This window comes from Streptomyces sp. NPDC017993, from assembly GCF_044328065.1.
Lineage (GTDB): Bacteria > Actinomycetota > Actinomycetes > Streptomycetales > Streptomycetaceae > Streptomyces.
Genome location: NZ_JBIRGO010000026.1, coordinates 40,534 through 62,917, shown reverse-complemented (window position 1 = coordinate 62,917; position 22,384 = coordinate 40,534). Strand labels below are relative to the sequence as shown.

Below are 22,384 nucleotides of genomic sequence, written 5' to 3'. Positions count from 1 at the left end.
TCGGTGCTCCGCCCGCGACAGGAACCCTCTCTCACATCCGCCGCCGCATCGCGGCAGCAGGGATCGACACCAGCCATTTTCCCGGGCTGAACCGCTCCGGACCGGAGCTCCCCTGCACGCCGGAGGAAGCCAGAGCGGCCGCTGCCTCGGCCACCAGCGTCCGGGAGGTCGCCCGCGCTCTCGGCATCCCGACGACGGCCGATCGCGTACCGCGCTCCGGCGCATGCTCGCAGAGCTCAGGGTGGACATCACTCACTTCACCTACACGCGTCCGCTACTCCCCGAAGATCGACTCCGGGCAGCAATTGCCGACGCAACGAGCTATGCGGACGTCATGCGGGCGCTCGACCTGCCGGTGAATGACTCCTCCCACCGCCGCATCCAGCGCAAGGCAGCTCAACTCCAGCTCGACGTTTCCCATTTCAAGCGGAAGCCGCGACGAACCGCTCAGTTCAGGCGCCCCAAGCCGATCGCAGCGGATGTTTTGTGCGTGCAGCCCGCGGGATCGTCCCGCGTGAACCGCGAGCGGCTACATCGCGCGCTGGGCGAGATCCACGTCCCGTACCGCTGCATCGACTGCGGTAACGCCGGCGAGTGGCGTGGGCGGCCTATCACGCTGCAGATCGACCACATCAACGGCGACTGGCGCGATAACCGTGCCGAGAATCTCCGCTATCTGTGCCCCAATTGCCACTCGCTCACCGACACCTGGGGCCGTGGGGGCGCCGGCCTCTGTAGGTGAGCCGGACGCACCCCACCCCCGCGGCGACCGCCGGACCGATATCATGGCTGGCGGCTAGCGGCGGTGGCGCAATGGCGACGCAGCAGACTTAGGATCTGTGGCCCGTATAGGGCTTGAGGGTTCGAATCCCTTCCGCCGCACCACAACGGCCTGCGAATCGATGCTTCGATGCGCAGGCCGTTCTCGTGCTCCCGGGCCGCTCAGCCCAACAACTCCCGCACCACCGGCGCCAGCGCCCGGAACGCCTGGCCGCGGTGGCTGATGGCGTTCTTCTCGTCCGCGGTGAGTTCCGCGCAGGTGCGGGTCTCGCCGAGGGGCTGGAGGATCGGGTCGTAGCCGAAGCCGCCGTCTCCGGCGGGGGTGTGGCGGAGGGTGCCTTCGAGACGGCCCTCGACGACGCGTTGGGTGCCGTCGGGAAGGGCGAGGGCCGCGGCGCACGCGAAGTGGGCGGCGCGGTGTTCGTCGGCGATGTCGCCGAGCTGGGCGAGGAGCAGGTCGAGGTTGGCGCGGTCGTCGCCGTGCTTGCCCGCCCAGCGGGCGGAGAAGATGCCGGGGGCGCCGCCGAGGACGTCGACACAGAGGCCGGAGTCGTCGGCGACGGCGGGGTGGCCGGTGGCCTTGGCGAGGGCGTGGGCCTTGAGGAGGGCGTTCTCGGCGAAGGTGACGCCGGTTTCCTTGACGTCGGGGACGTCGGGGTAGGCGTCGGCGCCGACGAGTTCGACGTCCAGATCGGCGGCGTTCAGGATGGCCCGGAGTTCGGTGACCTTGCCTGCGTTACGGGTGGCGAGGATCAGGCGACGGGGGGATGCGGGTCGCCCGCCAGTTTGAGGCTGCATGGGCAGTGATTATCCCGGTGTGCAGATCGAGGTCAGGTCACCGGCCGCGTCGACGATGGGGGTGACGTCGGGGGCCTTGTTGTTGTCGAGGGCGGTGCGGGCGTCCTTGACGCCGTCATTCATGGTGCCGATGGCGCGGGTGAGCTCGGGGTCGTCGGCCGTCGCCTTGACCTTGTCGAGGTTGCGGTCGATGTCGTCGAGGGCCTTTTCGGCTTCCTGGGGGTTGTCGACGTTGCGGGTGGCCCGCTGGAGTTTGTCGACGCTGTCGACGACGGCGGTGGCGGTGTTCGCGCAGTCCATGGCCTTCTGGACGGCTCCGCAGCCGGCGAGGAGCGGTATCGCGAGCGTGACGGCGGCGAGGCCGGCGAGTGCGGCGGCGGTACGTCGGTGCGGGCGGGCGTTGCGCGGGACCATGGTGGGGTTCCTCCCCTTGGGGGCGTGCTCGGACAAAGGAAGAAACGCCGTACGGCCCCCCGCGGTTGCCGGGGTGCCCGGTCGGGGGCGTGATCCGACGAGCGGAACCGTGCCAGAGGTGTGCGTCTGCCGCGAAAAGGGTCACGGGGCGAGGGCCGGGGCCGGGGCACTGACGGAGGGCAGCCGATGGGGTTTCGGCGGCCCTCCGCGCGCTGTCGCTTCGCGTGTCCGTCGTGTCGCGCGCTCCGGCCGGAGGGCGCGGGCGAGTCAGAGGGTGCGGGCGAGGGCCTCGCGCTGGACGGTGTCGAGTTCCGCGCATCCGGCGACGGCGAGGTCGAGGAGGGCGTTGAGTTCGTCGCGGGCGAAGGGCTCGGCTTCGGCGGTGCCCTGGACCTCGACGAAGCGGCCGTCGCCGGTGCAGACGACGTTCATGTCGGTGTCGGCGCGGACGTCCTCTTCGTAGCAGAGGTCGAGGAGGGGTACGCCGCCGACGATGCCGACGCTGACGGCGGAGACGGTGCCGGTGAGGGGCTGGCGGCCGTGCTTGATGAGCTTCTTGCCCTGGGCCCAGGCGATGGCGTCGGCGAGGGCGACGTAGGCGCCGGTGATGGCGGCGGTGCGGGTGCCGCCGTCGGCCTGGAGGACGTCGCAGTCCAGGACGATGGTGTTCTCGCCGAGTGCCTTGAAGTCGATGACGGCGCGCAGGGAGCGGCCGATGAGGCGGCTGATCTCGTGGGTGCGGCCGCCGATCTTGCCGCGGACGGATTCGCGGTCGCCGCGGGTGTTGGTGGAGCGGGGGAGCATCGAGTATTCGGCGGTGACCCAGCCTTCGCCGCTGCCCTTGCGCCAGCGCGGGACGCCTTCGGTGACGGAGGCGGTGCAGAAGACCTTGGTGTCGCCGAAGGAGACGAGTACGGAGCCTTCCGCGTGCTTGCTCCAGGCACGTTCGAGGGTTACGGGGCGGAGCTGTTCGGCGGTGCGGCCGTCGATGCGAGACATGGCGTAGACCCTATCGGGAATGGCGAGGGCCCCGTCCGGGGGCCGGGTCGGCGGCCGGACGGGGCCCTCGCCATGGAGCGGGGGTGTCAGCTCACATCATGTCTTCGATGTCGGCGGCGATGGGGTCGGCGTCGGTGCCGATGACGACCTGGATCGCGGTGCCCATCTTGACGACGCCGTGGGCGCCGGCGGCCTTGAGGGCGGCCTCGTCGACGAGGGAGGCGTCGACGACCTCGGTGCGGAGACGGGTGATGCAGCCCTCGACCTCTTCGATGTTGTCGAGGCCGCCGAGCCCGGCGACGATCTTCTCAGCCTTGCTGGCCATGTCCACTCCTGCTTGTCTCGGCCGCCGACGGTCCGTCGAGCGGTTTTCACACCGTAACGCACGTTTAGCCCAACTATCTGAGCGTCCGTCCGCTACGTGACGAAGGATGGCGATCACCCGGAGTGCGCGCCGGGGGACCGGAATCGCATCCACAAGTGGTCTACACCACCAGTATGCGGCACGTGCCAGGTCGGCTGTCGACGGGCCGACACGCGGGAGGGCCGAGATGAGTTCCCAGGCAGCATCGGAGGCGCCACGGAAGAAGTGGGCGTCCACGCTCTTCCAGGGCATGCAGAAGATGGGCCGCAGCCTCCAGCTGCCCATCGCCGTTCTGCCCGCCGCCGGCATTCTCAACCGCCTCGGCCAGCCCGATGTGTTCGGCGCGGAAGGGCTGGGCTGGGACGACGTCGCCAAGGTCTTCGCGGGCGCCGGCGGGGCGCTGCTGGACTCGGGGCTGGGGTTGCCGCTGTTGTTCTGCGTCGGTGTCGCGATCGGTATGGCGAAGAAGTCGGACGGTTCGACGGCGCTGGCCGCGGTGGCCGGATTCCTGGTGTATTTCTCGGTGCTGCACCAGTTCCCGGAGGAGTGCGACGCGGTTCAGAAGTACGTCCAGGCCGGTCCGTGGGGCGGGGTGTGCGTGGACCCGGAGGGGACGGCGGCGGCGGCCGAGTTCCAGAACCCCGGGGTGTTCGGCGGCATCGTGATGGGCTTTCTCTCCGCCTGGTTCTGGATGCGTTTCCACCGCGTGAAGCTGGTGGACTGGCTGGGCTTCTTCAACGGCCGCCGCCTCGTGCCGATCCTCATGTCGTTCGTCGGCCTGGTGTTCGCCGTGGTGTGTCTGTGGGTGTGGCAGCCGGTCGGTGACGCGCTGACGAGCTTCAGCGAGTGGCTGACGGATCTGGACTGGATCGGCTCGGGCCTCTTCGGTGTCGCCAACCGCGCGCTACTGGTGATCGGCCTGCATCAGTTCCTGAACACCTTCGTCTGGTTCCAGTTCGGTTCCTTCACCGAGCCGGACGGCACGGTCGTGCACGGAGACGTCAACCGGTTCCTGGCGGGGGACCCGACGGCGGGGCAGTTCACCTCCGGATTCTTCCCGATCATGATGTTCGCGCTGCCGGCCGCGGCGCTGGCGATCGCGCACTGCGCCAAGCGGCATCGCCGCAAGGAGATCGCGGGCATGATGCTGTCGGTCGGCCTGACGTCCTTCGTGACGGGGGTGACCGAGCCGCTCGAGTACTCGTTCCTCTTCGTCGCGCCGGTGCTGTACGTGCTCCACGCCCTGCTGACGGGTGTGTCGATGGCGGTGACGTGGGCGCTGGGGGTGCACGACAGCTTCAGTTTCTCGGCAGGGCTGATCGACTACGTCATCAACTGGGGGCTGGCGACCAAACCCTGGCTGATCATTCCGATCGGGCTGTGTTTCGCGGTGGTCTATTACGTGCTCTTCCGGTTCGCGATCACGAGATTCGATCTGCAGACTCCGGGGCGCGAGCCGGACGAGGTGGGGGACGCGATGGAGCAGGAGAACGTCAAGTAGGCGCCGCCGCCGGGCCGGGAGGCCCCGCCGTAACGCCCCCGCCCAGGCCCGACCTCCTGGTTTTGCCGACCCCCCGGTCCATGGACCGGGGGGTCGGCCGTCGTGTGGTCCAAACCACTTGGAACAATGGATTCCTTTATGCCGGGGCGACATGCTAAGAATGGTCTAAACCACTGAGTGGTGTAGACCAACAAGCGGGCCGTCCCCCCTTCGAGTGCCCGCCTCACCAGGAGGAATCCGATGAGTTCGGCCACTGCCGCCAAGGCGGCCCCCGCGAAGAAGCGGGGCTCCGGCCTGTACCAGGGCCTGCAGAAGATCGGCCGCAGCCTCCAGCTGCCGATCGCCGTCCTGCCCGCCGCGGGCATCCTCAACCGACTCGGCCAGGACGATGTCTTCGGTGAGAAGGGCCTGGGCTGGATCGACGTCAGCAAGGTCTTCGTCGCCGCCGGCGGCGCGGTCTTCGACAACCTGCCGCTGCTGTTCTGCATAGGCGTCGCCATCGGCTTCGCGAAGAAGTCCGATGGCTCCACGGCGCTCGCCGCCCTGGTCGGATTCCTGGTCTACAGCAACGTGCTCAAGGCATTCCCCGTCGAGGAAGGCCACGTCAAGGACGGCAAGTGGGTCGAACCTGTCGTCAACAACCCCGGTGTCCTCGGCGGCATCATCATGGGGCTGCTCGCCGCGATCCTGTGGCAGCGCTTCCACCGCAAGAAGCTGGTGGACTGGCTGGGCTTCTTCAACGGCCGCCGACTTGTCCCGATCATCATGGCCTTCGTCGGCACCGCCGTCGGCGTGCTCTTCGTGCTGATCTGGGAGCCGATCGGCAACGGCATCTCCAGCTTCGGCGAATGGATGACCGGCCTCGGCGCCGGCGGTGCCGGGCTGTTCGGTCTGATCAACCGTGCTCTGCTGCCCATCGGCATGCACCAGTTCGTCAACACCGTCTCCTGGTTCCAGATCGGTGACTTCACCGACGCCGCGGGCAAGGTCGCGCACGGCGACATCGGCCGCTTCTTCGCGGGCGACCCGTCCGCGGGACAGTTCATGTCGGGCTTCTTCCCGATCATGATGTTCGGCCTGCCGGCCGCCGCCCTCGCCATCGCGCACTGCGCCCGCCCCGAGCGCCGCAAGGCCGTGATGGGCATGATGATCTCGCTCGCGCTGACCTCCTTCGTCTGCGGTATCACCGAGCCGATCGAGTTCTCCTTCATGTTCATCGCCCCGGTGCTGTACGCGATCCACGCCGTGCTGACCGCCATCTCGATGGCCGTCACCTGGGCCTTGGGCGTGCACGACGGCTTCACCTTCTCGGCGGGCTTCATCGATTACGCGCTGAACTGGAACCTGGCCACCAAGCCCTGGATGATCATCCCGATCGGACTGGTCTTCGCGGTCGTCTACTACGTGCTCTTCCGGTTCGCGATCACCAAGTTCAACCTCACCACCCCGGGCCGCGAGCCCGAGGAGGAGGTCGAGGACCTCACGAAGGCGTAGGCCCCCGGGCCGCGCGGGGCCGCCCGCCTCACGCTTCGTCAGCTCTGCGGAAGGGCCCCGGAACCAGCTGGTTCCGGGGCCCTTCGGCATGCACGGCGACGAGCGTGGTACCGCTCAGATCTCGTACGACTCCCCCGCCTTGGCGACCTCGACCGGGCCGTCGTAGACCTTCTGTGCGTCCCGGAGGCTGATCTCCGGGTCGGTCCAGGGGGGAATGTGGGTCAGCACCAGGCGGCCCGCGCCGGCCCGCCGGGCGTGTTCGCCGGCCTCGCGGCCGTTGAGGTGCAGGTCCGGGATGTCTTCCTTGCCGTGTGTGAAGGACGCCTCGCAGAGGAAGAAGTCGGTGCCCGCGGCGAGCCTGTCCAGCGCCTCGCAGGTGCCGGTGTCGCCCGAGTACGTCAGGGACCTGCCGCCGTGCTCGATGCGGAAGCCGTACGCCTCCACCGGGTGGCTGACCAGCTCCGTACGGATCGTGAACGGCCCGATGGTGAAGGTGCCGGGTGTCAGGGTGCGGAAGTCGAAGACCTCGCTCATCGCCGACTCGTGCGGCACATCGGCGTGCGCGGCGGTCAGCCTGCGTTCGGTGCCGGCCGGCCCGTAGACCGGCATCGGCTCGCAACGGCCGCCGTCCGGGCGGTAGTAGCGCACGACGAAGTAGCCGCACAGGTCGATGCAGTGATCGGCGTGCAGATGCGACAGGAGTACGGCGTCCAGGTCATAGAGACCGGTGTGGCGCTGCAGCTCGCCCAGAGCGCCGTTGCCCATGTCGAGGAGCAACCTGAAGCCGTCGGCCTCCAGGAGGTAGCTCGAACAGGCCGATTCCGTGGAGGGGAACGACCCCGAGCATCCGACGACAGTGAGCTTCATGCGGGCGTGAACCTCCGTGGGCGGGGGCGGCGGAATAGGGGTCTCCCCTGCTCGAACGCCGTGGAGAGCTCGGGGAAGGGTCCATGCGGGTTACTCGGCGGTCCTTGCCGGTTCTTGCCGGGTCCTGCGGTCTTTACGGTGCCCACGAGCGTAAGGCGCAAAAGGTTGTGTGGCTCCTCCAGCGGGCCGAGCTGTGGGCGGAATCACCAGTCCGGGTGGGCCGTATCGGGCGCTGTTCCCCTGTGCCGTACGCGCGGTCGGCCGGTGCGGGCGCGGGGGCCGTCGGGGGAGCGCACCGGGCGTGGTGTGCCGGTGGTGGCCGGGCATGGCGGTGGGGGTGACATCGCTGCTGGTCGGGACGCCGGACGCCGCATCGCCGCCGGCTGTCGGCCGCCTCGCCGAACCCGTGACCGGGGCCGTGTCGGGCCGCGCCCGCGCCGCGCGCGCCTCTCTCGCGGCGGGCGCGGCCGCCTCGCGGGAAGCGGCCCATCTGCCCACCCCGGCGTGGCGCTCTCTCCCCCGCCTCCGTCCACCGGAACGAGCGACGGCACGGAGCGAATCTGTCGCCGAAGGGCCCGGCAGCCGGGGCGCCGCGGCCCACCGCCCAGCCCCCACACGCAAGACGCCGGCCGGTCCGATGATGCGGTCCGGCCGGCGGAGCGGCGGGTGGGCCCGGGGGCCCGCTGGTGGTGCGGAGGCGGCAGGCCGGGTAGGGCCTAGGCCCAGAGCTGGCCGTGCAGGGTGGCGATCGCCGCTTCGGTGGACTCGGCGGTGTAGACGCCCGTGGAGAGGTACTTCCAGCCGCCGTCGGCGACCACGAAGACGATGTCCGCGCTCTGCTCCGCGCGTACGGCCTTCCTGCCGACGCCGATCGCGGCGTGCAGCGCCGCGCCGGTGGAGATGCCGGCGAAGATGCCTTCCTCGGAGAGGAGTTCGCGGGTGCGGCGGACCGCGTCCTCGGAGCCGACCGAGAAGCGGGTGGTGAGCACCGACTCGTCGTACAGCTCCGGGATGAAGCCCTCGTCGAGGTTGCGCAGGCCGTAGACGACGTCGTCGTAGCGCGGTTCCGCGGCGACGATCTGCACGTCGGGCCGCTGCTCGCGCAGGTAGCGGCCGACGCCCATGAGCGTGCCCGTCGTGCCGAGGCCGGCCACGAAGTGGGTGACGGAGGGGAGGTCGGCGAGGATCTCGGGGCCGGTGGTGGCGTAGTGCGCACCGGCGTTGTCCGGGTTGCCGTACTGGTAGAGCATCACCCAGTCCGGGTGCTCGGCGGAGAGTTCCTTGGCGACCCGGACGGCGGTGTTGGAGCCACCCGCCGCCGGTGAGGAGATGATCTCCGCGCCCCACATGGCGAGGAGTTCACGCCGCTCGGAGGAGGTGTTCTCCGGCATCACGCACACGATGCGGTAGCCCTTGAGCTTGGCCGCCATGGCGAGGGAGATGCCGGTGTTGCCGCTCGTCGGTTCGAGGATGGTGCAGCCGGGGGTGAGCCGGCCGTCCTTCTCGGCCTGTTCGATCATGTGCAGCGCGGGCCGGTCCTTGACCGAGCCCGTGGGGTTGCGGTCCTCCAGCTTGGCCCAGATGCGGACGTCGTCGGAGGGCGACAGGCGCGGCAGCCGGACCAGGGGGGTGTTGCCGACCGCCGCGAGCGGGGAGTCGTACCGCATCTCAGACCATGCCGCCGGCGACAGCCGGGAGGATCGTGACGTTGTCGCCGTCGGCGAGCTTGGTGGAGATGCCCTCCAGGAAGCGCACGTCCTCGTCGTTGAGGTAGACGTTCACGAAGCGGCGCAGCTGCTCGCCGTCGACGAGGCGCTCGCGGATGCCGTTGTGGCGGCTCTCCAGGTCGGCGAAGAGGTCGGCGAGGGTCTCTCCGTTGCCCTCGACGGCCTTCTGGCCGTCGGTGTAGGTGCGCAGGATGGTCGGGATTCGGACCTCGATGGCCATGGGAGTGCTCCTGTCGGAGTGTGGTGGCGGGTGCTGTGCGTCCCGTGTGCACGGCGATGGGTGCGTCGGGTGACGCGGAAGTGCGGGGTGCGGACCGGCGGGCGCCGCGGCCGGTGTGGGGCAGCTCAGGCTGCGGCGCAGCGCGGACAGATGGCGCTGGAGAGGCGGCACAGGTCGATGTGCAGCCGTGCGGTTCCGCAGCCGAAGGCTCCCAGCAGGGCGGATGCGGAACGACGCGTCGCGAGGGGAGCGCGCAGCAGCATGCCCGTCCTCTTCTCGCTCACGTCGTGGTCAACCATGCGGTCATCGTATCGATTCCCGGTCCGGGTATTGGAACCTCGTCCCAAGATACGGACGATTGGTGTACGCCAGATGGGACGCGGTGGCGGGCGGTCGGCCGGCGGACGCGGCGGGCGACCGGATATACGCAGGTCAACGCCGGATGGCGGGGCCTCGGGCGGGCCGGAAACCGGTCGGCCTGGGGCGTGCGTCACTCGCAACACCACCGGCACCCATCACCCCCACGGCCTCGCCCGGCCCCTCGGACCCGCCAGGCCCGTCAGGCGTATTCCGCCACGACCTCGACCTCTTCCTCCGTGACCGCGCCGTCCACGATGCGGAACGAGCGGAACTGGAAGGGCCCGGCGTCATCGGTGTCGGCGGTGGAGACCAGGACGTAGTGCGCGCCGGGCTCGTTCGCGTACGAGATGTCGGTGCGGGAGGGGTACGCCTCCGTGGCGGTGTGCGAGTGGTAGATGATCACCGGCTCCTCGTCCCGGTCGTCCATCTCCCGGTAGAGCTTGAGCAGGTCGGAGGAGTCGAATTCGTAGAACGTGGGCGAGCGGGCGGCGTTCAGCATGGGGATGAACCGCTCGGGGCGGCCGCTGCCTGCCGGGCCCGCGACCACGCCGCAGGCTTCGTCGGGGTGGTCCTGGCGGGAGTGCTCGACGATCTGGTCGTAGAGGGCCTTGGAGAGGGTCAGCATGCGGAAAGGATATGAGGAGCGCGTGCGGCGCTCCGTCGAAGGGGGCACGCGGGCTGACGGCAACGGGCCCGTACGTACCGAGGAGTGGTACGTACGGGCCCGAATGCTGGACAGCGGGCGGAAGACCCGATCGGCCGTGGTGCGGCCGTCAGCCCTTCTTGGACGCCTTCGGGGTACCGGCCGCCAGGGCCTCCCCCGCTTCCCGCCGCTTGATGCAGAGGTAGCCGACGGTCAGGATGAGCGCCCAGACGGGGGCCGCGTAGAGCGAGATCCGGGCGTCCGGGTCGATGCCCATCATCACGATCACCATGGCGATGAAGGCCAGCGCGAACACCGAGGTGTACGGGCTGCCGGGGGCGCGGAACTCGGACTGGGGCAGTTCGCCGCGGTCGGCCTTGGCGCGGTAGCGCAGCTGCGAGAGCAGGATCACGATCCAGGCCCACATGCCGGAGATGGTGGCGAAGGAGACGACGTAGTTGAACGCCTCGCCCGGCCACTGGTAGTTGATCCAGACGCCGACCAGCATCATCGCGACGGAGACGCCGGTGCCCCAGATGGGCAGGCCGTTCTTGCTGAGCCGGGTGAAGAACTTCGGGCCCTGGCGGTTCAGCGCGAGGTCACGCAGCATCCGGCCGGTGGAGTACATGCCGGAGTTGGCCGAGGAGAGCGCGGCGGTCAGCACGACGAAGTTGACGATGCCGGCGCCGGCGGGCAGTCCGATCTGCTGGAAGGCGGCGACGAAGGGGCTGACGCCCGGCTCGAAGGCCGTCCAGCTGACGACGGACAGGATGATGATGAGCGCGCCGATGTAGAAGAGGCCGATGCGCCACGGCACGGTGTTGATGGCCTTGGGCAGGACCTTCTTGGGGTTGGTCGCCTCGCCCGCGGTGACGCCGACGAGCTCGACGGCGAGGAAGGCGAACATCACGATCTGCAGCGTCATCAGCGTGCCGCCGATGCCCTTGGGGAAGAAGCCGCCGTGGGACCACAGATTGGTGAAGGAGGCGGTGTCACCGGCGTCGGAGAAGCCGAGCATGATCACGCCGAGGCCGATCAGGATCATGCCGATGATCGCGGTGACCTTGACCATCGAGAACCAGAATTCCAGCTCACCGAAGATCTTCACGGAGATCAGGTTGATACCGAAGAGCGCGACGGTGAAGACCAGCGCCGAGAGCCATTGCGGTATGCCCTCGTTCCAGTAGTGCACATACGTGGCCGCAGCGGTCACTTCCGTGATGCCGGTGACGACCCAGAACAGCCAGTACGTCCAGCCGGTCACGAAGCCGATGAACGGGCCGAGGAACTCACGGCCGTACTCGGAGAAGGAGCCGGAGACGGGCCGGTACATGAGCAGTTCGCCCAGGGCCCGCATGATGAAAAAGATGACCAGACCGACGATGGCGTAGGCGAGGATGATGCTCGGCCCGGCCTTGGAGATGGCCTTGCCCGCGCCGAGGAACAGACCCGTACCGATGGCGCCACCGATGGCGATCATCTGGATCTGGCGGCTCCCCAGACCTCGCTGGTAGCCCTCTTCCGAGGCATTCCCAGCAGCCTCACTGCCGTCGTGCTGCTTGTCGACCTGCACAGAGGTCATGAGTGGTGCGCCTTTCTCCATTCCGACCCGGTCTGTCCGGGTCGGGTCCCGACCCCCCGGATGGAGTTCCTGCACGCCGACGGTCGGCCGGCTCAGCGCTCCCGCGGCGACAGGGGTGGCGTCGCTCACGGCAGGTCGTGAACATTTATCACGGTCGTTACGAGATCAACTTCTGGAGAAGTGAGCCGGGTCACAGCGAAATTAGGACAAAAAAATGGAAGCCATCCCACAACACACGGGCGCGTTGATGCGATCGTTATCCGGATTTGAGCGTCCTCTGAGCGAACAGTCCGGGTGGTACGCCCGAATATCAGCCCATCAGTGCTTCGACGAGGGTCTCCTGGAGGCCGCCGAGCCAGAGGTAGGCCATCACCATCGGCTTGCGCGGGTCGGTGTCGGGCAGCCGCAGCAGCTCGCCGCCGTCCTCCTCGTCGGCGACCTCCAGGCGGGTGCCGATGGCCAGCCGCAGGTCATTGAGCGCGCCGAGCCACTGCCGGCACTCGTCAGGCTTCAGGCGCAGCTGCGCACTGCCCTCCTCGCCCGGCGCCAGCGCGTCCAGGGAGCGGACCAGCGCGAGGGCGTCGTCGCGCTTGCGGGAGCGGAGGTCGTTCTCGGTGTAGCGGCGGAATTCGGCCGCCGCGGCGCGCACGTCGTCGTCGGGGACGAGGTCGGGGCCGCCGTAGGCGTCGGGGAAGAGGCGGGCCAGCACCGGGTCGGCGGGCGGCTCGCTGGGGCCGTCGTTGAAGACCGAGGCGAGCAGGTCGTCGCTCTCGCTGTCGGAGGGCTCGTCCCCGGGGCCGACCAGCTCCAGCAGCTGCACGGCGAGGCTGCGCAGGATGGAGATCTCGACCTCGTCGAGGGGGACGGTGGCGCCGCCGCCGGGCAGGGGCTCGAACTGGCCGCTCATCAGCGGTCCTGCTGGAGGGTCGCCCACAGGCCGTAGCCGTGCATGGCCTGCACGTCGCGCTCCATTTCCTCGCGGCTGCCGCTGGAGACGATCGCGCGGCCCTTGTGATGGACGTCGAGCATCAGCTGGTGCGCCTTGTCCTTGGAGTAGCCGAAGTACGACTGGAAGACGTACGACACATAGCTCATGAGGTTGACAGGGTCGTTGTGGACGATCGTGACCCACGGGACGTCGGGCTCGGGCACCTCGGCGGGTGCCTCGCTCGACTCGGGACGCTCGATCTCAACCGGAACACTGAGGGTGCAGCGATGCGGCCGGAGAGTGATCGTGGGTGACGGGTGGGCGCTCACAGGCCCCATGCTGCCACCCGGGGGCGGGTGGCGCACAAACGGCCCTCCCGCGGCCGCGTCGGCGGGGCCGCGCGACACGGGTTCCGCGAGCCCGCCCGGGAACTGACCGTGGAAATCGTCAGAGTGACGAGTATTGGGGGTAGCATCGCCTGTATGCCGCATCTCCCGGGGGTGGTGACATCGGCGGCTGCCGCCGCGCGCCCCCGGAAAACCCCGTCCACTGCCCGGTGCGGCGCGCATGGATCGAATTGCGAGGTATGCCGAAGTGAACGTTGCAGACCTGGGACTGCCGGTGGCCGTGCCGTCGACCGCGCTCTTCACCGACCAGTACGAACTCACCATGCTGCAGGCCGCGTTGCGGTCCGGGACGGCGGACCGGCGCTCGGTCTTCGAGGTGTTCACCCGCCGGCTGCCCGAGGGGCGCCGCTACGGGGTCGTCGCCGGCACCGGCCGGGTACTGGACGCGGTGGAGAACTTCCGCTTCGACGCGACGATCCTGGACTTCCTCGGCGAGCGCGGCATCCTCGACGAGCCGACGCGGCAGTGGCTGGCCGATTACCGCTTCCGCGGCGACATCTGGGGCTACCCGGAGGGCGAGGTCTACTTCCCCGGCTCCCCGATCATGCGCGTGGAGGGCACCTTCGCCGAGGCGGTGGTGCTGGAGACGGTCATCCTGTCGATCCTCAACCACGACTCGGCGGTGGCCGCGGCCGCGTCCCGGATGTCGGTGGCGGCCGGCAACCGCCCGCTGATGGAGATGGGCGCCCGCCGCACCCATGAGCTGGCCGCGGTGGCCGCCGCCCGCTCGGCGTACGTCGGCGGCTTCCACACCACCTCCGACCTGGCGGCCGGCTTCCGCTACAACATCCCCACCGTCGGCACCAGCGCGCACGCCTTCACCCTGCTCCACGACAGCGAGCGGGACGCCTTCACCGCGCAGGTGGAGACCCTCGGCAGCGGCACCACGCTGCTGGTGGACACCTTCGACGTCACCGAGGCGGTGCGCACCGCCGTGGACGTGGCGGGCCCCGGCCTCGGCGCGGTGCGGATCGACTCCGGCGACCTGCTGCTGATCGCCCACCGGGTGCGCCAGCAGCTGGACGAGCTGGGCGCGACGAAGACCAGGATCGTGGTCACCAGCGACCTGGACGAGTACGCCATCGCCTCGCTGGCCGCCGCTCCGGTGGACGCGTACGGCGTCGGCACCCAGCTGGTGACCGGCAGCGGCCACCCGACGTGCTCGATGGTCTACAAGCTGGTCGCCCGCGCCGAGAGCGACTCCGCCGACGCCCCGCTGCGCCCGGTCGCCAAGAAGTCGATGGGCGCGAAAACGTCGGTCGGCGGACGCAAGTGGGCCGCCCGGCGGCTGGACGAGGAGGGCGTCGCGGAGGCCGAGGTCGTCGGCACCGGCCCGGTGCCGGCCGAGCTGGCCGACCGGCAGCTGCTGGTGCCGCTGGTCCGCGCGGGCGAGGTGGTGGGCCGCGAGCCGCTGGACGCCGCCCGCGACCGGCATTGCGCCGCCCGTGCCGGGCTGCCCCTGTCGGCCACCCAGCTCTCCCGGGGCGAAGCGGTGCTGCCCACCGAGTACGTGTGACCGGACGCCCGTCGCCGGGCCGCGATGTCCCTCGGGCGTGACCGGGCGCGGCGCCCGCCCGGCGCCCACCGGGGGCTCCGCGCCCACTCCCGCAATGGGCGCCGAGTGGCTACCCTCGGTCACACACGCCGCGCCCCTCCCCCGAATCCCAGCCGGAAGGCACGCACCATGCACCGGGCATTGATCGTCGTTGATGTGCAGAACGACTTCTGCGAAGGCGGCAGCCTCGCCGTGGCGGGAGGTGCGGATGTCGCGGCGGCCATCACCGATCTGGTGGGCCAGGCGGCCGGCGGCTGCTACCGCCATGTCGTGGCGACCCGGGACCACCACATCGACCCGGGCGATCACTTCTCCGACCACCCGGACTACGAGCGCTCCTGGCCGGTCCACTGCGTGGCGGGCACGGAGGGCAGCGGCTTCCACCCGAATTTCGCGCCCGCCATCGCCTCCGGGGCGATCGACGCGGTCTTCGACAAGGGCGCGTACTCCGCCGCGTACAGCGGTTTCGAGGGCGCGGACGAGAACGGCACGCTGCTCGCCGACTGGCTGCGCGAGCGCCAGGTCACCGAGGTGGACGTGGTCGGTATCGCCACCGACCACTGCGTGCGCGCCTCGGCGCTGGACGCGCTGCGCGCCGGTCTGCGCACACACGTCCTGCTGGAGCTGACGGCGGGCGTAGCGGCGCACACCACCGAGCGGGCGCTGGCGGAGCTGCGGGCGGCGGGCGCCGAGCTGTCCGGCAAGCCGGTGGTCGCGGGCGGCTGACGCCACCTGCAACGGCCCACCGGCCCGCCCGGCGGCCCGGGGCCCGCCGTGCCGCCCGTCAGGCGCCGGCGGGCCGTACGACGGCCATCCCGGGCAGTGTGGGCACCGCGACCACCGTGGGAACCACCGACGCCGCGGACGACGCCGATGGCGCGCAGGCCGAGGGCAGCGCGGACGCCGCGGGCCCCGATACCGGCGTCGCCGGGGGCGCCGCGGGCCTGAGCAGGGCCCGTATCGGGTGCCAGGACTCGGTGTCGTCGTCCGGCGCCGCGCGCCAGACCAGACCGTCCGGGTGGTGCAGGACGGCTGTGACCTCGTCCGGCGTCGGCGGCTTGCTGTTGCCGCGCAGGTAGACCGCCCGCAGACCGAGGTTGCGCAGCCTGGTCAGGGCGCGCGGTCGGTTCACGGCGTGGACCAGGACCCGGACCCGGGAGCCGCCGTCGTACGGCCCCGAGAGCGGTCCCTGGCCCGGTCTGGGCAGTGAGAGGGCGACCACCACGCTTCCGCCAGGAAGCCTGATGAAGCCGCCACCGGTCATCGTCATATCTCCCCCGTGAGACTCTTCGTCAACAAGGAACTGATGAACGCATCTAAACGCGAATCGGCCGCCGCCCGCTAGGGGCGACGGCCGATTCGCTTCTGACCTGCGGTTTTACCTTTTACTTACCGGCGGGGCCCACCAGGAGGGTCACCGTGGAGCCATTCGAGGACTCCTTGGTGATCTTGATCCGGGTGTTGGTGTCAGGAACGAGGACGCCCCCGGTCGGGTTCGCCTTGTCGTAGTAGACGCCGTGGCGGTCGTCGAAGAGGGTGACGCCCTTCTTCGACTTGATCTTGACCAGCTTGCCGTCCTTGTGGAGCTTCAGGGCGTCCGTGCGGTAGCGCGTGAAGGTCGAGTCGTAGGACTGGAAGCGGTTGCGCATCAGCTTGCCGTCCGCCCACTTCTCGGCCTTCGGGTGCGCGTCGACGGGGAGGATCTGCCCGTGACCCGGGTGCTGGCCGACGTTGTTGTCCGCCTGCGAGGTGTCCCACAGCCAGATCAGCACACCGTTCTGGTACGGGAAGTGCTCCACCCAGCCGGGCTTGGCGGTGGTCCAGCCGAAGTTGTACGGACCGGACTTGAGGGTCTTGTCGTACGAGACGTACTGGCGGTTCTCGGCGATGTAGTACTGCGGGTAGTCCTTGGTGAAGGACGCGCCGATCCGCGAGAAGCCCTTGCTGGTCCAGCCGTTGTCGTCACCCTCGGCGTTGTCGCTGAACAGCGGCTTGCCGTCGGCGACCACGCTCAGGGTGTCGGCCGCGAAGCCCTTCTGGGCCACGCCGCCGTCGCTCTGGTAGCGGAAGCGGACGTCGATCTTCTTGCCCGCGTAGGCGTCCAGCGGGAAGACGAGGTCCTGGTAGGCGCTCACGGTGCCGGTCAGCGCGGGCTTGTCGCCGCCGTCGCGCGGGATGGCCTTGCCGCCGGCGGTACCGTCGATCGGCGTCCAGTTGCTGCCGCCGTCGGTGGAGACCTCGGTGTAGAGGTAGTCGTAGTTCTCCTCGATGTCCCACCAGCCCTTGAGCGTCAGCGACGCCTTGGACTTGCCGGTGAGGTCCACCGGGCGGGCGAGGGTGTTCTTCAGGTCGTCGCCCATGCCGCTCCACCACTGCTTGGTGCCTTCGGCGGGCTGGACGATGTCCGTCTTCACCGCCTTGGCGGGCAGTTCGACGACGACGGCCTGCTTGTTCTTGGTGTTGTACTCCGCCACGCCCAGCTTGTGGGCGGACTTCGTCGCCGCCTTCGCCTTGCCGTAGTTGAGCCAGCCCAGCTGCAGCTTGTCCCAGGCGCTCATGTCACCGGGGACGTCGCCGATGGAGTCCTTGCCGCGGCCCAGCCAGGAGCCGGAGGACATCAACGACCAGAAGTCCACCGAGGACTCGCCGGTGCCGGTGGTGTCGTACTCGTCCGGCAGGCCCAGGTCGTGGCCGTACTCGTGGGCGAAGACGCCGAGGCCGCCGTTCTCCGGCTGCATGGTGTAGTCGCCGACCCAGAGGCCGGTGTCGCCGATCTGCGTACCGCCGGACCGGTTCTCACCGGGACCGGTCTTGCCGGCGTCCGTGCCGTACGCGTACCAGCGATGCGCCCAGATGGCGTTGGTCGCCTGCGCGCCACCGCCCGCGGACTCGTCCTCACCGGCGTGCACGATCTGGAAGTGGTCGATGTAGCCGTCGGACTCGTTGAAGTTGCCGTCGGCGTCGAAGTCGTAGCGGTCCCACTGGTCGTACTTGGCGAGATCGGCCTTGATCTGCGCGTCGGTGCGGCCGGCCGCCTTCTGGTCCTTCGCCCACTGGTTGACGCCGTCGCGGATCAGGTCCCAGGCGTTGGCGCAGTTGGTGTCGCCGCAGTAGTTGGAGCCGTAGCGTGCCTCGTTCCAGTCGACCTTGACCCAGTCCGAGACCTCGCCCTCGACGGAGTAGCGGCCGGAGGACTGCTTCTCGTAGTACTTGGCCAGCGACTCCTTCTTCTTGTCCTTCGAGAAGTAGAGGTCCTGGAAGTGCTTACGGTTGTAGTCCTTCTGCCAGGCCGTGCTGTTGTCCTTCGCACGGTCCGGCTCGGCTATCTCGTTGTGCGCGGGACCGGGCTCGCCGCCGTACTTCTTCACCGGCGGCTTGGGGCCGTCGCCGTCCGGGTCGAAGGTCGTGGTGTCGTCGACCTTGCCGCCGAAGTCCACCAGGACCGTGAAGATCTTGTCGGTCTTCTGCCGGGCGAGTTCGACGTACTTGCCCTTGTCCAGCTTGACCACGCGGGACCCGCCGCGGTCGGTCGCCTTGGCGTCACCGGAGATGACCTGCTGGAGCGCTTCCTTGCGCTGGGCCGCCTGCTGGTCGCTGAACGGGCCCTTCAGGTCGTGGTCCACCGTCCGCTCGGGGGCCGGGTCGTGGCGCTTCGCGACGGGTGACGGGGGCGTGTCGGCCGCGGCCGCCCCGGAAGACAAAGCGGCCGCCCCGATCGCGGCTATCGCCGTGGCCAGGGCGGCCGATCTGAATACCCCTCTGTTAGCTCTCACTTGGCGCTTTCCTCCCCTTCGAACGGTCACTGTTCGAGGGCATTCGACCGGAAGTGCGGGTGAAAAGACAGATCTTGACTTGCTCACGTCACCGAAGTACGTTACTCGGTCCGCGAGTTGCGGCTATCGGACACCGCCATACCGCCCATTCCGGGCAGAAGGGCCGTACGTCGCGCCGCCTGACCGTGCCGTACGCCTATGCCGCCCGCGCTGTCAACGGGCATACGACGGGGTCCAGTTCATCCATCCGGTGACTCCGTGCGCCCCTTGTGCATCGGGACCGTGGGTAAGGTCACGCTTACTTGGCGTTCCGCTCGGGAATTAAGGTCCGTAGGCTCGCTTGACGGCGCGCCCATGACCGACACCCCTGCCGACCCCCGAGGGCGGATCCCACCATGCCTCGTCCGACTGTCACCCAGCTCGTCTACGGTTCGGCCACCGTCTTCCTCTCCACTCTCGCGATGCTGCTGCTCTCGCAGACGCAGACCGGGATCGGGGTCGCGGTCATCGCCCTCGCGGGGCTCGGGCTCGGGCTGCTCGTCGCCATGACGGTGCCCATGCCGCGCATGTCGCGGGTGGTCCGCCGCCATGTCGTACGCGCCAAGTCGCCCGCGCGCACCCCGTTGAAGGCCGTGCCGCCGCCGGCCGGCCGGATCCCGGGCCCCCGGGTCTCGCACACCACCGACACCCGGGTCGGCCAGCACTCGCGCTAGGACCCACCGCGGCGCCACGGCCGGGCGGCCGGTCACTTCCCGTACGCGTACGAGGAGTGAGCCGCCGCCCGGCCGACCCCGCGCGACGCACCGCGCGACGGACGCTTCCACAGCCCGGGCCGCCCTCATGCCGCGGACACCACGACGGTCTTGGCCGCCTTGTCGTGCAGACACTGCTGATACGGCTTGTCCCAGGTACACCACAGGACGTTGACCAGCCAGAAGAGGAAGCCGCAGCACGGCACGATCTCCGGCAGCGTGTAGACCGCGGCCCGCACCCAGCCCGCCTGACCGGTCGGCACCGCGCCGTTGGAGAGCATCGCGACCCGGATCTTCATCGCCATCTTGCCGACGGTCTGGCCGCGACTGGACAGCATCAGTCCCTCGTAGATGAAGTACGCCAGCATCGTGACGCCCGATACCGTCGCCTGCTTACCCGTTTCGGCGTTGCTGGTGCTGGTGTAGTCCACCCATCCGACGATGGCGCTCATGATCAGGGTGACCGGTACGCCGATCAGGATCGCGTCAATGATCCGCGCGACGAGCCGGCGGCCCCGGTTGGCCAGCGGCGGCATACCGGCGAGCGGATCGGCCGCGCCGTACTCACCGCCGTAGGGATTGTCGGCGTACGGACCGCCGCCGTACGGGTCTCCCCCATAGGGTGGCGGGACATCGCCGGGTGGCGGTGGAGGCGGCGTGCCGCCGGGCGGCGGGGTGCCGCCCTCGCCTTCGCCCGTGCCGCCGCCGTAGGGAGAGCCGCTGTGGGGAGCGCCGCCGGCCGGCGGCTCCTGCGGCTTCTTCAGGAACGGATCGTCCTCCGGCGGTTCACCGGAGCCGGGCCCGGGCTGGTCGGTACTCATGGCCCGAGTCGACCCCTTGCGGGGCCGGGCCGCATCCGGCCAAGGCCGTTCGGGGGATCAGGGCCACCGGGGCGGGTGCGGTCCTCCTGCGCCCGCCCCGGACGTGACCGCGGCGTCAGTCCGCGGCGACGAACGTCCGCGCGACCTTGTCGTGCCAGCACTGCCGCCAGGGCCGGTCGAACAGGCACCAGGCCGCGTTGACCACGCCGACGACGACGAGGCCGAGCACGCTGTAGACGAACCAGCGCTTGACGGCCGCGCTCAGCATCGGGGTGTCGTGGCTCTCGATGTCCAGCACCCGCACCCCGCACAGCTTCTTGCCGAGGGTGCGGCCCCACTTCAGTGTCGGCAGCGCTTCGTAGAGCCCGCCGCCGATCAGCAGGACGGCCAGCAGCACGCCGAATACCGGGGCGGTGGTGCCGTCGATCAGATAGACCGTCACCTCGCGGCCGGACTGCTTGGCCGCCTCGACCTTGGTGTCGATGTGGTCCGTGACGGTGCCCCACATCGGGACGGCGACCGCGGCGGTGACCGCGCCCACCACCAACGTGTCGATCAGCCGGGCCGCGAACCGGCGGCCGAGAGCGGCCGGGTGGCCCTGCGCGGCCTGTGCGGCGGCGAAGAAGACATCGGCGGACGGCGGCTTCCACGGGATGACGCCGTCGGCACCCGCGCCCTGAGGACCGGCCGCGGCTCCGTCCTGCGGCGGGAACCCGGCCGCAGGACCGGACGCCTGCGGGGCGGGGCCCTGCTGCGACACGGGGGCCTGCTGGGCAGGGGGTTGCCGGACCGGGTGCTGCGGGGCGGGCTGCTGCACCGGGCCCTGCTGCGGCGTGCCGACGGAGGGCAGCGACTGCGGGGCGTCGCCACCGGTGGGCGGCGTCCGGTCCCCGCCGCCGGGAGCGATACGGATCGCCATCGTCTCGTTGGCCCTGGGGTTCTTGTCGCCGCCGGGGCGGACCGCACGGATCGCCGTCGTGCCCTGATCGGCGGCGTTCCCCCGGCCGGAGTCACGGCGCGCGGCCGGGTTGACGGCGCGGATGGCGACCGTGCCGTCGGCCGGTGCCTCCGGGGCCCGCGGGGCGGGAGTGCCGGACGACGGCGTGGCGGGCACCTCGCCGGAGCCGGGCTCGGCGGACGCCTGTTCGGCGCCGGACCCCTGCTGCTCACGCTGGGGCGGCACCGCGCCCCACGAGGCCGCGCCGGACGGCGCCCCGGACTGGCCCTGTTCGGGTGAGCCCCAGGCGATGCGGCGGTCCATCTCGCCGCCGTAACCGGCCTGCCGGGAGGCGTCGGCCTGCCAGGCGGAGGCCGGTTCCGGGCTGGTGCCGTGCAGCCGGGACGGGTCGTCCCAGCTCGTGGCGGCGGCGGGGAGGTCGACCTCGCCGCTCCGGCGTACGGCCGGCGCAGCGCTGCCGCTGTCCTGTGCCTGCTCCTCGTCGAAGAAGACCGGACCGGTCTCCTCCACGGTGGGCGGGACCTGGGCCGGCGTCGGGGCGACCGCGCCGGGGGGTGGTGCGGGCATCGCCTCACCCTCGGCCGGTGCCGGTCTGCTGGTGCCCGGCACCCATGCGGCACCGTTCCAGTACCGGATGTAGCCGGGGATGGACGGGTCCGGGTAGAAGCCTGGCGTGGGGCTGCCGCCGGCGGATCCTGAGGTAGGGGCGCTCATGTCCGAAGTCCCGTATCTGTACTCGGCCTGGTGGGTGTGGGATGCAGTCTGCCGCAACGCGGCGTCCACATCTATCAGACCCCCGGTTGCATCGGTGCCGCTCCCCGGTCACGACCACCTGGAAGAGGGCCGCAAAAAAAGTTGTGCGAAGCCGTGTAAGGATCCCCGGTCCGCCTCCTCTCTGTCTGTGCGGGCCCGTTCCGTGGGCCGGCACAGGGAGAGCAGAGAGGTGGATTTCATGCACACCGTGGTGGAACGAGAGCTGGAGCTGGGCCTGGTCCTGTCTCCGGAGCGCAGCATTCCGGTGCCGGCCCGGCTGACGTACCGGACGGACGACCCCTACGCCGTCCACGTCACCTTTCACATCGGGTCCGACACCCCCGTCGACTGGACGTTCGCCCGGGAGCTGCTCGTCGAGGGCGTGTTCCGGCCGTGCGGCCACGGGGACGTGCGGATCTGGCCGACGAAGCAGGACGGCCGGAGCCTGGTCTGCATGGTGCTGTCCTCCCCGGACGGTGACGCGCTGCTGGAGGCGCCGGCCGCGGCGGTCTCCGCCTGGCTGGAGCGCACGTTGCGGGCCGTGCCTCCGGGGTCCGAGCAGGAACATCTGGGCCTCGACAAAGGGCTGAGCGAACTGCTGGCCATGACACCGCGCGACGAGGTGTGGCTGAGCGAACCGTGGCCGTCGGACGAGTCACCGGAGCCGGGGGCGTAGAGGCGGCGGTGG

General features: G+C 70.0%; 23 protein-coding genes and 1 tRNA gene. 8 read left to right on the top strand and 16 right to left on the bottom strand.

The window, feature by feature from the left end; genetic code table 11:
* The first annotated feature begins 223 nt into the window (after positions 1–223).
* Both ACH4FH_RS33970 and ACH4FH_RS33965 read left to right on the top strand, forming a co-directional pair.
* Entirely contained in the window at positions 224–742 is a 519-nt protein-coding gene (locus ACH4FH_RS33970; protein WP_398559799.1) for an HNH endonuclease signature motif containing protein, read from the top strand.
* A gap of 57 nt (positions 743–799) precedes the next feature.
* A tRNA-Leu gene (locus ACH4FH_RS33965) sits at positions 800–885 on the top strand.
* A 57-nt stretch (positions 886–942) separates the two neighbouring features.
* Here the strand turns inward: ACH4FH_RS33965 and rdgB are convergent.
* From rdgB to ACH4FH_RS33945, 4 genes are all read right to left on the bottom strand, one after another.
* Positions 943–1,578, bottom strand: coding sequence for an RdgB/HAM1 family non-canonical purine NTP pyrophosphatase (gene rdgB / locus ACH4FH_RS33960; protein WP_398559798.1), 636 nt, complete (start codon positions 1,576–1,578; stop codon positions 943–945).
* Between the two features lie 9 nt (positions 1,579–1,587).
* Positions 1,588–1,992, bottom strand: a complete 405-nt coding sequence (locus ACH4FH_RS33955) for a hypothetical protein (protein WP_398559797.1) — start codon at positions 1,990–1,992, stop codon at positions 1,588–1,590.
* A gap of 267 nt (positions 1,993–2,259) precedes the next feature.
* A complete protein-coding gene (gene rph, locus ACH4FH_RS33950) occupies positions 2,260–2,991 on the bottom strand; it encodes a ribonuclease PH (RefSeq protein ID WP_398559796.1) in 732 nt (243 codons plus the stop codon).
* Positions 2,992–3,082: 91 nt separating this feature from the next.
* A complete protein-coding gene (locus tag ACH4FH_RS33945) occupies positions 3,083–3,607 on the bottom strand; it encodes a glucose PTS transporter subunit EIIB (protein ID WP_398559795.1) in 525 nt (174 codons plus the stop codon).
* Here ACH4FH_RS33945 and ACH4FH_RS33940 point away from each other — a divergent pair.
* Positions 3,543–4,856: a PTS transporter subunit EIIC gene (locus ACH4FH_RS33940; RefSeq protein WP_398559794.1), complete on the top strand. Its 1,314-nt coding sequence runs from the start codon at positions 3,543–3,545 to the stop codon at positions 4,854–4,856. The genes ACH4FH_RS33945 and ACH4FH_RS33940 overlap by 65 nt on opposite strands.
* A 240-nt stretch (positions 4,857–5,096) precedes the next feature.
* Positions 5,097–6,350, top strand: a complete 1,254-nt coding sequence (locus tag ACH4FH_RS33935; protein ID WP_398559793.1) for a PTS transporter subunit EIIC — start codon at positions 5,097–5,099, stop codon at positions 6,348–6,350.
* 114 nt (positions 6,351–6,464) lie between these two features.
* Here ACH4FH_RS33935 and ACH4FH_RS33930 read toward each other — a convergent pair whose 3' ends face one another.
* From ACH4FH_RS33930 to clpS, 8 genes are all read right to left on the bottom strand, one after another.
* Positions 6,465–7,217 (bottom strand): MBL fold metallo-hydrolase, encoded by a 753-nt coding sequence (locus ACH4FH_RS33930; RefSeq protein ID WP_398559792.1) that lies wholly within the window; start codon positions 7,215–7,217, stop codon positions 6,465–6,467.
* 716 nt (positions 7,218–7,933) lie between these two features.
* Positions 7,934–8,884: a PLP-dependent cysteine synthase family protein gene (locus ACH4FH_RS33925; protein ID WP_398559791.1), complete on the bottom strand. Its 951-nt coding sequence runs from the start codon at positions 8,882–8,884 to the stop codon at positions 7,934–7,936.
* Position 8,885: 1 nt separating this feature from the next.
* Positions 8,886–9,164, bottom strand: coding sequence for a MoaD/ThiS family protein (locus ACH4FH_RS33920; RefSeq protein WP_398559790.1), 279 nt, complete (start codon positions 9,162–9,164; stop codon positions 8,886–8,888).
* Between the two features lie 125 nt (positions 9,165–9,289).
* The gene (locus tag ACH4FH_RS33915; RefSeq protein ID WP_393895338.1) at positions 9,290–9,463 is read right to left on the bottom strand and encodes a putative leader peptide; all 174 of its coding nucleotides are present in this window, start codon (positions 9,461–9,463) and stop codon (positions 9,290–9,292) included.
* Between the two features lie 260 nt (positions 9,464–9,723).
* Positions 9,724–10,149, bottom strand: coding sequence for a Mov34/MPN/PAD-1 family protein (locus ACH4FH_RS33910; RefSeq protein WP_398559789.1), 426 nt, complete (start codon positions 10,147–10,149; stop codon positions 9,724–9,726).
* 148 nt (positions 10,150–10,297) lie between these two features.
* Positions 10,298–11,749 carry an amino acid permease gene (locus tag ACH4FH_RS33905; RefSeq protein WP_398559788.1) on the bottom strand — a complete coding sequence of 484 codons (1,452 nt, stop codon included), beginning with the start codon at positions 11,747–11,749 and terminating at the stop codon, positions 10,298–10,300.
* A gap of 310 nt (positions 11,750–12,059) precedes the next feature.
* Complete coding sequence (locus ACH4FH_RS33900) at positions 12,060–12,656, bottom strand: DUF2017 domain-containing protein (RefSeq protein WP_398559787.1); 597 nt, start codon at positions 12,654–12,656, stop codon at positions 12,060–12,062.
* Complete coding sequence (gene clpS, locus ACH4FH_RS33895) at positions 12,656–13,006, bottom strand: ATP-dependent Clp protease adapter ClpS (protein WP_393895334.1); 351 nt, start codon at positions 13,004–13,006, stop codon at positions 12,656–12,658. Before clpS ends, ACH4FH_RS33900 begins: the two co-directional genes overlap by 1 nt.
* 265 nt (positions 13,007–13,271) lie before the next feature.
* Between clpS and ACH4FH_RS33890 the strand changes: the two genes are divergently transcribed.
* Both ACH4FH_RS33890 and ACH4FH_RS33885 read left to right on the top strand, forming a co-directional pair.
* Positions 13,272–14,600 carry a nicotinate phosphoribosyltransferase gene (locus ACH4FH_RS33890; protein WP_398559786.1) on the top strand — a complete coding sequence of 443 codons (1,329 nt, stop codon included), beginning with the start codon at positions 13,272–13,274 and terminating at the stop codon, positions 14,598–14,600.
* A 168-nt stretch (positions 14,601–14,768) separates the two neighbouring features.
* The gene (locus tag ACH4FH_RS33885) at positions 14,769–15,365 is read left to right on the top strand and encodes an isochorismatase family protein (protein WP_398559785.1); all 597 of its coding nucleotides are present in this window, start codon (positions 14,769–14,771) and stop codon (positions 15,363–15,365) included.
* A 58-nt stretch (positions 15,366–15,423) separates the two neighbouring features.
* On the opposite strand, the gene ACH4FH_RS33880 is transcribed toward ACH4FH_RS33885, so the two are convergent.
* Both ACH4FH_RS33880 and ACH4FH_RS33875 read right to left on the bottom strand, forming a co-directional pair.
* On the bottom strand, positions 15,424–15,909 hold the full coding sequence (locus ACH4FH_RS33880; RefSeq protein WP_398559784.1) for a hypothetical protein: 486 nt from the start codon (positions 15,907–15,909) through the stop codon (positions 15,424–15,426).
* A gap of 115 nt (positions 15,910–16,024) precedes the next feature.
* Complete coding sequence (locus ACH4FH_RS33875; protein ID WP_398559783.1) at positions 16,025–18,412, bottom strand: immune inhibitor A domain-containing protein; 2,388 nt, start codon at positions 18,410–18,412, stop codon at positions 16,025–16,027.
* Positions 18,413–18,807: 395 nt separating this feature from the next.
* Here ACH4FH_RS33875 and ACH4FH_RS33870 point away from each other — a divergent pair, with 395 nt between their 5' ends.
* Positions 18,808–19,125, top strand: coding sequence for a hypothetical protein (locus tag ACH4FH_RS33870; RefSeq protein ID WP_398559782.1), 318 nt, complete (start codon positions 18,808–18,810; stop codon positions 19,123–19,125).
* A 125-nt stretch (positions 19,126–19,250) separates the two neighbouring features.
* Here the strand turns inward: ACH4FH_RS33870 and ACH4FH_RS33865 are convergent, their stop codons facing one another.
* Positions 19,251–19,985 carry an RDD family protein gene (locus ACH4FH_RS33865; protein ID WP_398559781.1) on the bottom strand — a complete coding sequence of 245 codons (735 nt, stop codon included), beginning with the start codon at positions 19,983–19,985 and terminating at the stop codon, positions 19,251–19,253.
* Between the two features lie 115 nt (positions 19,986–20,100).
* Complete coding sequence (locus tag ACH4FH_RS33860; protein ID WP_398559780.1) at positions 20,101–21,657, bottom strand: RDD family protein; 1,557 nt, start codon at positions 21,655–21,657, stop codon at positions 20,101–20,103.
* Positions 21,658–21,895: 238 nt separating this feature from the next.
* On the opposite strand from ACH4FH_RS33860, the gene ACH4FH_RS33855 reads away from it, so the two are divergent.
* Positions 21,896–22,372 carry an SsgA family sporulation/cell division regulator gene (locus tag ACH4FH_RS33855; RefSeq protein ID WP_398559779.1) on the top strand — a complete coding sequence of 159 codons (477 nt, stop codon included), beginning with the start codon at positions 21,896–21,898 and terminating at the stop codon, positions 22,370–22,372.
* Positions 22,373–22,384 lie beyond the last annotated feature (12 nt).